General features: G+C 37.8%; 14 protein-coding genes. 11 read left to right on the plus strand and 3 right to left on the minus strand.

The annotated features are described in order from the left end of the window. From M028_RS0116985 to M028_RS0117000, 4 genes are all read left to right on the plus strand, one after another. A complete protein-coding gene (locus M028_RS0116985) occupies positions 1–456 on the plus strand; it encodes a RicAFT regulatory complex protein RicA family protein (RefSeq protein WP_026574925.1) in 456 nt (151 codons plus the stop codon). Between the two features lie 246 nt (positions 457–702). Next, positions 703–1248 carry an outer spore coat protein CotE gene (locus M028_RS0116990; protein ID WP_026574926.1) on the plus strand — a complete coding sequence of 182 codons (546 nt, stop codon included), beginning with the start codon at positions 703–705 and terminating at the stop codon, positions 1246–1248. 806 nt (positions 1249–2054) lie between these two features. Then, the gene (locus M028_RS33630) at positions 2055–2423 is read left to right on the plus strand and encodes a VOC family protein (RefSeq protein ID WP_231510865.1); all 369 of its coding nucleotides are present in this window, start codon (positions 2055–2057) and stop codon (positions 2421–2423) included. A 58-nt stretch (positions 2424–2481) separates the two neighbouring features. Beyond that, positions 2482–2673: a hypothetical protein gene (locus tag M028_RS0117000; RefSeq protein ID WP_026574928.1), complete on the plus strand. Its 192-nt coding sequence runs from the start codon at positions 2482–2484 to the stop codon at positions 2671–2673. A 37-nt stretch (positions 2674–2710) separates the two neighbouring features. Here M028_RS0117000 and M028_RS0117005 read toward each other — a convergent pair whose 3' ends face one another. Further along, on the minus strand, positions 2711–3268 hold the full coding sequence (locus tag M028_RS0117005; RefSeq protein WP_026574929.1) for a GNAT family N-acetyltransferase: 558 nt from the start codon (positions 3266–3268) through the stop codon (positions 2711–2713). Between the two features lie 115 nt (positions 3269–3383). Here M028_RS0117005 and M028_RS0117010 point away from each other — a divergent pair, with 115 nt between their 5' ends. The 4 genes from M028_RS0117010 to M028_RS30275 all read left to right on the plus strand — a co-directional run bounded on the left by M028_RS0117010 (position 3384) and on the right by M028_RS30275 (position 6609). Continuing rightward, positions 3384–4034, plus strand: coding sequence for a serine/threonine protein kinase (locus M028_RS0117010; protein WP_026574930.1), 651 nt, complete (start codon positions 3384–3386; stop codon positions 4032–4034). A gap of 111 nt (positions 4035–4145) precedes the next feature. Further along, a complete protein-coding gene (locus M028_RS0117015) occupies positions 4146–4889 on the plus strand; it encodes a prolipoprotein diacylglyceryl transferase (RefSeq protein ID WP_026574931.1) in 744 nt (247 codons plus the stop codon). Then, on the plus strand, positions 4882–6297 hold the full coding sequence (locus M028_RS0117020; RefSeq protein ID WP_026574932.1) for a radical SAM protein: 1416 nt from the start codon (positions 4882–4884) through the stop codon (positions 6295–6297). Before M028_RS0117015 ends, M028_RS0117020 begins: the two co-directional genes overlap by 8 nt. A gap of 24 nt (positions 6298–6321) precedes the next feature. Then, positions 6322–6609, plus strand: a complete 288-nt coding sequence (locus M028_RS30275; RefSeq protein WP_051591078.1) for a hypothetical protein — start codon at positions 6322–6324, stop codon at positions 6607–6609. Between the two features lie 31 nt (positions 6610–6640). On the opposite strand, the gene M028_RS30280 is transcribed toward M028_RS30275, so the two are convergent. Then, positions 6641–7702: a potassium channel family protein gene (locus tag M028_RS30280; protein ID WP_051591079.1), complete on the minus strand. Its 1062-nt coding sequence runs from the start codon at positions 7700–7702 to the stop codon at positions 6641–6643. 129 nt (positions 7703–7831) lie between these two features. Here M028_RS30280 and M028_RS0117035 point away from each other — a divergent pair, with 129 nt between their 5' ends. Then, the gene (locus M028_RS0117035) at positions 7832–8416 is read left to right on the plus strand and encodes a HutD/Ves family protein (protein ID WP_026574933.1); all 585 of its coding nucleotides are present in this window, start codon (positions 7832–7834) and stop codon (positions 8414–8416) included. 230 nt (positions 8417–8646) lie between these two features. Then, positions 8647–9966 carry a GntT/GntP/DsdX family permease gene (locus M028_RS0117040; RefSeq protein ID WP_026574934.1) on the plus strand — a complete coding sequence of 440 codons (1320 nt, stop codon included), beginning with the start codon at positions 8647–8649 and terminating at the stop codon, positions 9964–9966. 66 nt (positions 9967–10032) lie between these two features. Here the strand turns inward: M028_RS0117040 and M028_RS30285 are convergent, their stop codons facing one another. Then, positions 10033–10830, minus strand: coding sequence for a MurR/RpiR family transcriptional regulator (locus M028_RS30285; protein ID WP_051591080.1), 798 nt, complete (start codon positions 10828–10830; stop codon positions 10033–10035). 208 nt (positions 10831–11038) lie between these two features. Between M028_RS30285 and gntK the strand changes: the two genes are divergently transcribed. Next, on the plus strand, positions 11039–12577 hold the full coding sequence (gene gntK, locus M028_RS0117050) for a gluconokinase (protein WP_026574935.1): 1539 nt from the start codon (positions 11039–11041) through the stop codon (positions 12575–12577). The last annotated feature ends 73 nt before the right edge of the window (positions 12578–12650 follow it).

Genomic DNA, 12650 nt, shown 5'->3' on the forward strand with positions numbered 1-12650 from the left:
GTGACGAAGTATACAAAAGACGATATCGTCGCTCGTGCAACAGAGCTAGCGCGTATGATTGCGGAAACAGAGGAAGTTGATTTTTTCAAGCGGGCGGAAGCACAAATTCATGAAAACCCGAAAGTTAAAGTATTAATTTCTGACATTAAAGGGTTACAAAAGCAAGCGGTAAACCTGCAGCATTATGGAAAACCGGAAGCTTTGAAGAAAGTGGAAGACAAAATTGCATCCATTGAACAAGAATTGGATGAAATTCCTGTTGTCCAAGATTTTAAACAATCCCAGCTTGAAGTGAATGAATTACTACAGATCATAGCTTCAACGATTTCCAATACGGTTACCGATGAAATCATTACATCAACCGGTGGAGATGTATTGATGGGTGAAACGGGTGCAAGTTTGAAACATGGCGGCGGCGCTTGTGAAGGCCACGATGATTGCGATCACGAACATTAAAAATTTTAAGCCAGGCTTTTAAAAAGCCTGGTTTTTCTTATGATTAAAAACCTTCTAAGTCCAGCACGCCCTTCATAAAAATAGGAAGAGACCTCAAAATCCTGATTACTTCGGAACATACATAAATATCCCGCATAAAATGAATCATGACTAAACTTTTAACCAGTGTTCTTCAAAATATATCGCACACTAGTCTAAATATTAGCATAGGATGAAATGAAACTGAATGAGGAGGGTTCGCGCGAAATGGGAGAATACAGAGAGATAATTACGAAAGCCGTAGTCGCGAAAGGACGTAAATTCACCCAGTCCAATCATACGATTAGCCCGGCACATAATCCAACAAGTATTCTTGGCTGTTGGATTATCAACCATAAATATAACGCGAAAAAAGTCGGCAAAACAGTAGAGATACACGGCTCCTATGATATCAACGTTTGGTATTCATATAATGATAATACCAAGACAGAAGTAGTTACCGAACGTGTTCAATATTGTGATGTCATAAAGTTAAAGTATCGTGACCATGACTGTCTTGATGACAATGAAATTGTTGCACGAGTGCTGCAACAGCCGAATTGTTGTGAAGCCGTCATTTCCCCTAATGGTAATCGCATCATCGTCCATGTTGAAAGGGAATTCCTTGTCGAGGTAATTGGCGAAACAAAGGTTTGTGTAGTCATTAACCCTGAAGGATGCTCCTGTGACGATGAAGAATGGGGAATGGATGTTGACGACGAAGAATTCGAAGAACTAAACCCAGATTTCTTAGTCGGCTCAGAGGAAGAATAAAGATACTAGGAAGTTTTTACTTCCTAGTTTTTTCTTTTTTCATTGAAGGGGATATTTTCAGACCTTTGATTAACAAATTCTGTATTCATCCTGCTTATAATAAAGGTAAGGGAGTGAGGAGAATGAAAATCTATCAGTTACAGTTAAAATGCTTTAAACTGGATGAAATGAAGAGATTTTATACAGAGGATTTAGATATGGAACTCATAAGTGATGCTGAAACTTATTTTGCAGTAAGGGCGGGGACAACCAAACTAATATTTGAACTGGACAATCATACACCATATTATCATGTTTGCTTCCGGACAAACTCGGAATATTATGACAAAATGTATGAGAAACTTGCTGAAAGAAAGCTATTATTACCTGATGAAGATGGGCAGTACAGCATGTTTTGGCAAGGAAAACAAGCGTATTTTCATGATCCGGACGGCAATATTCTCGAAATGCTTGAAAGACCCTTTCACTGGGGAGATAATCGGCCGAAATCCTCATGGTATGATGTTGGAGAGATTGGTTTGCCCGTTCCTTCCGTAAAGGAAATGCAAAATCTTTTGTTTCCTAAAGTGTCTGACGATCAAAAGGAGGAGAGTGAAACCTTTGCTTTTTATGGAGATAAACAGGGGGTTTTTGTGATTGTAAGGGACGGAAGAAATTGGTATCCAACAGACCGAAGTGCAACGATTCATCCTATTACCGCTATTGTATCCGGGGTACAGTCTGAGCGGTTCAATCATCCTGATCTTCCTTATACCATCATTGTGAGAAAGGAATGGAATGAAAGTGTTCCAGCAGTACAATTCCGGATGGCACGTCCAACGAATCAAATCGATAAAATAATTGAATTTTATCGAAATGGCATTGGATTGGAACAGATTGGCGAGTTTCGCAGACATGAAGGGTATGATGGAGTGATGTTCGGTCTGCCTAATAATAGTTACCATTTAGAATTTACCCAGTCAGAGGAAAAGCTGGAATTGCCAATTCCGACAAAAGACCATTTACTTGTTTTTTACCTTCCTAATCAGTTTGAGTTAGAGCGAATGGTACATAGACTGTCGGCGATGGGGTATGGTGAAGTCACTCCTGAAAACCCTTACTGGGGAAGAGGCGGTGTTACTATTGAAGATCCCGATGGCTGGCGAATTGTCTTGATGAATTCTGTGGGCATTTAAAAGGATTGAATGATTTGAAGGGAAAATAAGCACCCTATCTCTAGGAGGTGCGTTGTGTATGAATCCAAAACAGCCAGGAAATGAAAAGCTGCCTGATTTTGACCAATTAAATGACCGGATCATTGCGGAAAGACCATCCGAGCCCATGTTAGTGATTAAGACCAATCTTGATTCAAAAAATGTAAAGGAAGAAAATCCTTATTATCAAGGAGAAAACACAAAAGAATTTCAAGATTTTTTTGACGAATAGAAAAAGCCAGTATTTGCTCCTGGCTTTTTTTAGTTGTCTAAATCAAGCGTCTTTCTTTTTCCCATTCAGGCTTTAATAACGAAAGGACATACGTGTCATGGGATTGATTATTTTGTTTGATGTAGCCGCGAAGTAATCCTTCCTTTATGAAACCTATCTTTTTAAGAAGGTTAACTGATGCCACATTTTCAGGATATACAACCGCTCCAATCCGATATAAATCTAATTTTTCAAAACTAAAGCGTAAAACCTCATTAATTGCCTCAGATGTATACCCATTTCGCCAATAATGAGGATGTATTTCGTATCCAATCTCGGCTCGTTTATTTTTTAGCTGTAATCCATTTAGTCCTATAGTGCCAATAAACTTTTGATTTGCTTTTAGGACAATCCCCCAGCGAATCCCTCGTTTTTCAATGAAATTTCTTTGAAACATATCTATTAATCTTGAAGCTTCAGCAGGGAAAGTAAAACGGTCAGTCCCATAGTATTTCATTACTTCGTCTAATGATAAAATTTCATATAGACTGTTCACATGCTGATGGCCAATTTCAATTAGCCTAAGTCTTTTTGTTCCTAAAATGGGAAATGTCATGCTTATCCCTCTCTTCTTTTTCAATTCAAATCGGTTTTACAATCATTTTTACTGTATACTCAGTGTATTACGTTGCATATAAAAAAGGAAGGAAAAAAGGAAGTGAGTGGGGAAAATGAGCACAGATCATTATATCAAACTAATAGAAAATGAATTATTGCCAAATATACAATTAATCTCGCCCAATCCATTTGACCCCATTTTTGTTCGAAATCAGTCGAAGTCATGGATAACCATTGGAAATGGAAATTATGCCGGTGTTTTTTCACATGATTCTGATCCAGGTTGTGTTGTCAAGGTTTACGGAAGAAGTCCTGAGGAACTGAAAAAAGAAATTGAAGTGTATAAGCGATTAGGTAATCATGAAACCTTTTCGAATTTAATAGCATATGGAGAGAATTATTTAGTACTGAAAAAGCTTGAGGGAATTACGCTGTTTAATGCAATCATAAAGGGGATTCCGATACCGGAAACAGTAATAAAGGATATTGATCGTGGCTTAGACTATGCCAGATCAGTTGGTTTAAACCCCTATGATGTTCACGGGAAAAATGTCGTGATGTATGAGGGAAGAGGCTATATCGTAGATGTCTCGGATTTCTATAAAGTGGGATATTGTAGTAAATGGGATGATCTGAAAAAAGCCTATTATAAAATTTATCAACCATTTTTATTAAAACTTCATCCAAGGATTCCTTTTTTTATCATTGATGGGGTTAGAAAAGGATACCGGTTTTATCGGAAATTAAAGAAGCGAAGGGATTGAGTAAAATCACTCTTCGCTTTTCGTATAAATATAGTTATAAAAATAGTAAGAGAGGAAGAATTTAATTATAATATTTTGATAATATAGAAGAAAGAAGGGAGGAAGGATGAAATGCATTTTCCTTTCTATATCTTTGGAATACACCCCCATTTACTATTCGAATCACTTGCTTATTTTATCGGTTTTCGTGTCTATTTATATACGAGAAATAAGGAGAGGATTCCAATAGACAAAGCACTGTGGGTCGTTGTCGGTGCCACCTTAGGTGCAGCCTTGGGTTCCAAACTGCTTTATTGGTTTGAGGATCCGAAAAAAACCCTGGAGCATTGGAATAGTATCCTATATTTAATGGAAGGAAAAACCATTGTCGGCGGTTTATTGGGCGGATTAATTGGGGTGGAAATTGCGAAAAAATGTATCGGATGGACTCGGTCCACAGGGGATGACTTTGTCCTTCCTCTCGCAGTGGGTATGATGATTGGACGGATTGGCTGTTTTTTAACCGGGTTAGATGATCATACCTACGGGGTTGCAACAACATGGTTTACAGGAGTGGACTTTGGCGATGGTGTAAAAAGGCATCCAACACAGCTGTATGAAATTTTTTTCCTAGGAATTCTTGTATTATGTCTATTTCAAATGAAAAGAAAAAAATTCGGCTGGGAGGGGTTTTTGTTTCAACTGTTCATGCTTAATTATTTAACGTTTCGCCTTTTGATTGATTTTTTTAAACCAACACCGCATCCTTATTGGGGTTTTAATAATATCCAAATTGCCTGTTTGCTAGGAATTACGTATTACATATGGCTGATAAACAAAAAACAAACCGAAAAGAGGAGAGCGCTTTATGCCTAATCGTCCGTATTTGTTTTATGAATTGACCAATAGTATTTGTTCCACCTGTTTACGAAAAGTCGAAGCAAAGGTCATTATTGAAAATGAAAAGGTTTACCTCGTGAAGAATTGTTTGCAACATGGCAGGGAAAAGGTCTTAATTTCAACAGATGTTGAGTATTACAAATGGTGCCGCGAGTTTATAAAGCCTTCAGAAATGCCATATCGCTGGAACACACCAATTAAATATGGATGTCCCTATGATTGCGGTTTGTGTCCCGACCATGAACAGCACAGTTGTTTAACGCTACTTGAAATTACTGAGCGCTGCAATTTAAAATGCCCGATTTGCTATGCGGAATCCTCCCCACAAAAGGGAACTTTTCGTAGTTTAGAAAAAATTGAGTTTATGTTAGATCAAATTATTAAAAACGAACGGGAACCGGATATTGTGCAAATAAGCGGCGGGGAACCAACGATTCATCCACAGTTTTTTGAAATTCTTGATCTCGCAAAATCTAGGCCAATCCGGCATATAATGGTCAATACAAATGGCCTCCGGATCGCCAATGATAAAGATTTTGTGAAGAAGCTCGCCACCTATTCACCAGGATTTGAGATATATCTCCAATTTGATAGTTTTGAAAAAGATGCGCTTGAAGAATTAAGGGGTGTAGATTTAAGAGAGATCAGACAAAAGGCTATTGAAAACTTAAATGAATGCAATATTTCTACGACACTAGTAGTTACTTTGAAAAAAGGGTTAAATGATCATGAAGTAGGAAAAATCATACAATACGGCCTGCAGCAAAAATGTGTTCGCGGGGTGACCTTCCAGCCGATTCAGGCAGCGGGTAGATTAGAAGATTACGATCCTGCAGTCAACCGTTTAACATTGAGTGAAGTCCGGCAAATGATTATCGACCAATCCAATGTATTTGGCTCAAAAGATATCATCCCTGTCCCCTGTCATCCTGATTGCCTTGCAATGGGGTATGCTCTCAAACTAAATGGAGAGGTTACTCCTTTAACTGGATTAGTGGATCCAAAGATTTTGTTAGAAGGGGACCGCAATACCATTGTTTTTGAGCAAGACGAAACAATCAAAAATATGATTTTCAAATTATTCTCGTTAAATCATTCACCCGATTCCTCGGCCTTATCGTTAAAGGATTTATTATGCTGTCTGCCAAAGGTGGCGATGCCTGGGGAAATTGGCTATGATAATGTTTTTCGTGTCATTATCATGCAATTTTTGGATGCCTACAATTTTGATGTCCGTTCTGTTAAAAAATCTTGTGTACACATTGCGCATCCAGATGGAAGAATTATTCCGTTTGATACCTATAATTTATTTTATAGGGATGATAAAGAACTCGAATTAATGAAAATCAGGGAAGAGCTTGAGGGGAAAACAACCGTTAAATAGTTCATTTTAAAGGAGCTGAGTGGTTTGAGCCAAAATCAGGATGGGAAAGGTGGAAATGGATCCTTAAAAGACCTTTGGAAAGGGATCGGAATATCAGTTGGGATTTATTTATTAGGTCTCTTGATCATGTTTACCATTCCGATGATTACCTTTTTTTATATCTTTGCCGCCCCGATTGCCCTTATTATTTTGACCGTTGTCAGCTTTTCTAAAGGGAAAAAACAATTGGGGCAGGGGTTATTGATTGGGATCGGGCTTGATATTTTGTTGTTTGCTGCATGTTTTGGTATTATCATATTCAATCTTGGATGACAAATTCATTCCCATTAGTGCCAGAGACCTTTTAGAAGGTATCTGGCACTTTTTTGCAAATGTCGGTAAAGCTTTGTTTGTTACAAATAATGAATAGTTGTGCATCTGCGGGAATTGGCTCGTCTAATTTTTGATTGATGTGAAGATCACCGCCATCGGCAATAAGAGTGGCTCCTTTGTTAAGAAGATCCAAAAAAGCATCTCGGTAGGTTCTCCAATGAGCTTGTTTAGGAATTTCGAAGACAGATTCCCCTGTCTCAGTGCTCAATAATTCTGAATACATATGTGTTACACCGTGAGAAAAAAGTGATCTAACTGCAGCATGTGATATCATTTCTTCCGTGGGGATAAATTCATCTACATTGACTTGCTTGAATAATGGTAAATGGTTTTGATTAATGACTTCTGCCGTTACATGAATTGATTTATTTAATTTTTCCTCCATTGTTGTGATGGCAGTAGCAATTAATAACGTCTTTCCATCGACTAATAAGGGGTCTTTTTTAGGAAAGGTTTCTTGTGATGATCGATCAGCAAAAATAATAACCCCTTTTGCCTTTGACAAATTTGCTTGCTTTAGGGTTTCCTCATTTGTAGCATCCCCGCGAACATAAAACAAACGTTCTTCCATTATTGGTGCTGTTTCGACATGATCAATTACGACAATATCAACTTTTTTATCAGTTTTAAAAATTTCTTGAATGGCTAATTTCGTTTTTTCACTCCATCCAATTAATATAAAATGATTTTTACCTGTATATTTCATTTTCCCTCCGGCTTTATGCTTTTCAAATAACCTAAATGAGGCAAAGATTTTCCCAAAGAATAAACTTAAAAGGCCAACACCGGTAATATAAAGAAAAATGGTAAAGGTTTTTCCGGCATTGGTGACAGGCGCATAGTCTCCGAAACCAACTGTTGCCAATGTAGTAAGAACCCAATAAACACTAGTAAGATAGGACTCAAAGGTTTTGGGTTCAAGAGAATAAGCAATAAATGAAGTGATTAAGATGTAAAAAAGAATAAAGGGCAGAAAAATTCTACCCCTTACCATGGTTAGGTAATAGAGGAATTTGATTAACTTCATGCCCATAAAATCATTCCAATCTTCAAAGCGAAACAAATAATTTTCTTTATGTTTCCCGAAATAAACGGTAAATTAAACATAGAAAATACAGTTGTTTTTCATTTATGATCTAACAACATTTACTGGAGTGATTGTATGATGCATTCAATAAAAATAATCAAAAAAAATCAACAGAAAACGAGTCTTTGGTCGGGTGGGAAAACAACCCAGTTGGCTATTTACCCGGAAAATGCGGACTATTCTTTGCGTAATTTTAATTGGCGGATTAGTACTGCTGAAGTAGAAGTTGCAGAATCCCTTTTTACGCACCTACCAGGAATCAATAGAGTCATCATGATTCTTGATGGTGAAATGTACCTTGAGCATGAAGGACAAGGTTCAGTGTTTTTAAGACCGTTTGATCTGGACCGTTTTTATGGTGGGTGGACAACAAGGAGTAAAGGGAAGGTAACAGACTTTAATTTAATGTTGGCAGATGGATTTGAAGGAGATCTTTCTGCAATCCATCTTGGAAAAGAGAACCCTGATGTTGGGTTGGTATTAAATGGACAAAATGAGATTTTCTATTGTGTCAATGGAATGGTTCATGTTGACGCAAGTGAAGATGAAGCTTTCTTGTTAGAAAAGGGTGATACAATGATTATCAACTCAGAAGTAAAGATCACCTTACAAAGGGATAAGGACATTGATGCTTCTATTATAAGAGCCAGTATTTATTAAGAGAGAATCTACCTTTTAGGGTAGATTTTTTTTGGAAAAAATGCGAAAAAATTTTTTTCTCAAAAACTATTGATAAAAGAAAATTTCTTTCATATAATCAGAGTATGCCTTGAAAGTGCTTTCATCAATTATTGGCCAAATAATGATATAAAGTTTTTCAACAAAAAGAGAGAAAAATTTTTATAGAAGTTCGAAAGGGCTTACAAAAAAAGGGAAGGTGAATTCATCGTATGACAAGCTTATTGCTTACCTTATTAGCTATTATTATTGTTATAATCGGAGTTTCAGTGTTTAAATGGCATGCATTTATAAGTTTAACAGTTGCAACTCTATTTCTAGCCATTTTTTCTGGTTTATCGATGGATAAAATTGTTAGCGGGATTGAAACAGGAGTTGGCGGCGCTTTAGGTCATTTAGTCGGTATTTTAGCATTAGGTACAATTTTAGGTAAAATGATGGCTGAATCAGGAGCAGGCGTTCAGGTTGCGAATTTCTTCGTTAATAAATTTGGCGTAAAAAAACTTCCATGGGCTATGATGTTAGCAGGTTTTATTATCGGGATCCCTGTATTCTTTGAAGTTGGAATCTTAATTGTACTTCCATTGGTTATTTCAATCCATAAAACATCAAAACAAAATATTTTATTGATTGCGCTTCCAGCCATCGCAGGATTATCGATCGTGCATGGGTTAGTGCCACCGCATCCAGGGGCAATTGCCGCTATTTCGATTTATAATGCGAACATGGGAAAGGTACTACTATATTCCCTGCTTATTGCAATCCCATCTGTAGTCATTGCAGGTCCTTTATTTGCTAAGTGGGTTCACAAACGGGTTATTCCAGAGAACGAACCTGAATTAATTAAAATCAATATGGCAGCACAGAAATTGCCTAGCACAGGATTATCATTCTTTATTATCTTACTTCCTGTAATCTTAATGATTTTCTCAGCTGTTGCTCCATATATAGGGCTTCCAGGGGGAATCACGAAATTCTTCATCTTTATCGGTAGTCCGCTAATTGCACTCTTAATCGCTTGTTTTGCAGCTTTCTACTTCCTTGGAATTCGTCAAGGCATTGATAAAAATGGGATTAAGAAATTTACGGAGGAATGCTTCCTTCCTGTTGGTTCTATCATTGCTATTATTGGTGCTGGGGGTGGATTTAAACAAATCCTTATTGATAGCGGAGTAGGTGCTACAATCGGTGATATGTCACAGAATATCCACCTATCACCACTTGTGTTAGCATTTATGATCGCAGGACTAATTCGTATTGCAACTGGTTCAGCAACGGTTGCTTTAACAACGGCAGCAGGAATTGTGGCACCAATCGTTCAACATATGTCAGGTGTCAATATGGAGCTTCTCGTAATCGTAACTGGTGCAGGTTCACTAATGTTTTCACATGTTAATGATGCAGGCTTTTGGATGGTGAAAGAATATCTAGGCTTGTCTGTTAAGGAAACCTTTAAAACTTGGACAGTATTAGAAACGATTTTGTCATTCGTAGCTTTTGGTGTAGCTTTAATTGTAAATATGTTTATTTAATCAAAAAAACCTCCTTCATCGAATTCAGGTGAAGGAGGTTTTTATGTAGATGAAGATTTATTTCGTTTATTGCTTTGTCTTATTTAGGTTGGCAATATTTAAACATAAGGCATCAATCATACTTATTTGAGCAATTTGTGATTCAAACCCCATTGATAGGTACTCGATTTCCTCGGTATTGGTATAAAGTGCTAGATCTACGTTTAAACTAATTGGGGACTTAGGAAATCCTGTTATTCCAATTGTTTTGGCACCCGTTTCATGAATGGTTTTTAAAATATTCATAGTCTCTTTGTTAGACCCGGAATGAGAAATGATTATGGCTGTGTCTTCTTCGGTTAAATGGGAAGCTGACAATAGCTGATAATGGGTTTCCATATGGGAGGAAGCTCTAATACCAGCCCGAGCGAGCTTGAAGAAGGCATCCATTGCAATAATGGCAGAACCATCTGAACCAAAAACTTCAACCCGTTTAGCTTGGAGGATGAAATCGATGGCCGTTTTAATCTTATTATGATCAACGATTTGCAATGTATTTTGTAACGTTCTTATATTGGATTTGAAAATTTTTTCCGTCAGTGTTTTTTCGTTATCCTTCATTGTCACTTCTTCATGAATGGTCCGAATCGGAGTCATAATTTCTGAGGCAAGAGCAATTTTCATTGCTTGAAAACCCTTGAATCCAATCCGTTTGGAAAATCGAAACACAGTGGCATCCGCTATATTCAAATCATCCGCAACTTCATTGATCGTACGGTGAATAATGGTTTCCGGCTTTTCTAATATATAATCAGCAATTTTTTTTTCTTTTTCGCTAAATTTAGCATAGTTAGATCGGATGGAGCCCAAGCAATTCAGTGTCATATGAAACTTTCCTTTCAATATGGTCCTATTTTGAGTATAGCATAATTGATGCATGAAAAAAATTTTTTCATGAAACCGTTTGCTAGGTGAAATTTTTTTCGTATAATTAAATTGTATGAAAAAAAATTTCATGAGATGTAAAATAAACATGGATTAGTGAAAAATATATTTTTTTTTTGCAACAGAGATTTTCTAGGAGGTAAGTAGAATGAATTCAAAATATGTAATCGGAGTAGATATTGGAACAACAAGTGCAAAATCTGTTCTTTATGCCGTAGATGGAACAGTTATCGCAAATCATGGAATCGAATATCCCTTATTTTCTCCAACACCTGAAACGGCGGTTCAGGATCCGGAGGAAATATTTCAGGCCGTTATCAATACGGTCAAAACTATCATGCAGAAAAGTCATGTTGACCCTGAGAATATTCTTTGTGTTTCTTTTAGTTCTGCCATGCATAGTTTAATTGCAGTTGACCATGAAGGAAAGCCGTTAACAGAATGTATAACATGGGCTGATAATCGAAGCTCTGACTGGGTCGAAAAAATTAAAACGGAAATGAATGGGCACGAAATTTATCTTCGTACGGGAACGCCGCTTCATCCAATGACCCCACTTGCGAAGTTAGTTTGGCTGCGTAATGACTATACTGAGCTTTTTTCCAAGAGTTCAAAATTTATTTCAATTAAAGAATATATTTTTTATAAGCTGTTTGGAAAATATGTTGTCGATTACTCGATTGCATCAGGTACAGGATTGTTTAACATCTATACTTTAACCTGGGATGCGGAAGCGCTTAATGTTGCAGGGGTAACAGCAGATAAACTTTCAGAGCCTGTCCCGACTACCTACCAATTAAACGGGATGGACGCGGAATACGCCAAAGAATTGAACCTGCTAAGGGCGACGCCATTCGTTGTTGGTGCCGGGGATGGACCGTTATCGAATCTAGGAGTCGATGCCATTGATCCTGGAGTCGTCGCTGTAACGATTGGGACAAGCGGGGCAATTCGGGCTGTAACGGACCGGCCGATGACCGACCCTAAGGGAAGAATTTTCTGTTATGCCTTAACAGAAAACCATTGGGTGATTGGTGGTCCTGTTAATAATGGCGGAATGATTTTCCGCTGGGTCCGCGACCAACTGGGCGATGCGGAGGTTGCGACAGCGAAACGTTTGGGAAAAGATCCCTATGAAGTGTTGACGGAAATTGCAGACCGGGTAACACCAGGTGCAGATGGGTTATTATTTCATCCCTATTTAGCAGGGGAAAGAGCACCATTGTGGAACTCAAATGCCAGAGGATCGTTCTTTGGTCTTGGTATGCACCATAAAAAAGAACATTTGGTCCGCGCCGTGCTTGAAGGAGTGATTTTTAACCTTTATACCGTTCTTTTAGCATTGTCGGAATTAATGGGAGAGCCGAAAAAGATTCAGGCTACCGGTGGTTTCGCCAGATCTGAGCTATGGAGGCAGATGATGGCTGATATCTTTAACCAGGATGTCTCGATTCCGGAGAGCTTTGAAAGTTCTTGTTTAGGGGCAGCAATTTTGGGGCTTTACAGTATGGGTGAAATTGATTCATTAAATGCAGTTTCGAGTATGGTTGGCGCGACCCACCATCACATACCAAATAGCGAGAATGTATCGATCTATGAAGATTTAACACCAATCTATATCCGACTATCGCGGATTTTGCAGGAAGAGTATGAAAATATAGCCGCATTCCAGAAGAAATGGGTGTAAAAGGTTTTTTGGCTGCAGATTGTCCTTCATCAAAGTGATGAAGGACAATTTTTTTAAGTTATGAAAGAGATTT

The organism is Bacillus sp. UNC438CL73TsuS30 (assembly GCF_000482325.1).
GTDB lineage: Bacteria > Bacillota > Bacilli > Bacillales > Cytobacillaceae > Neobacillus.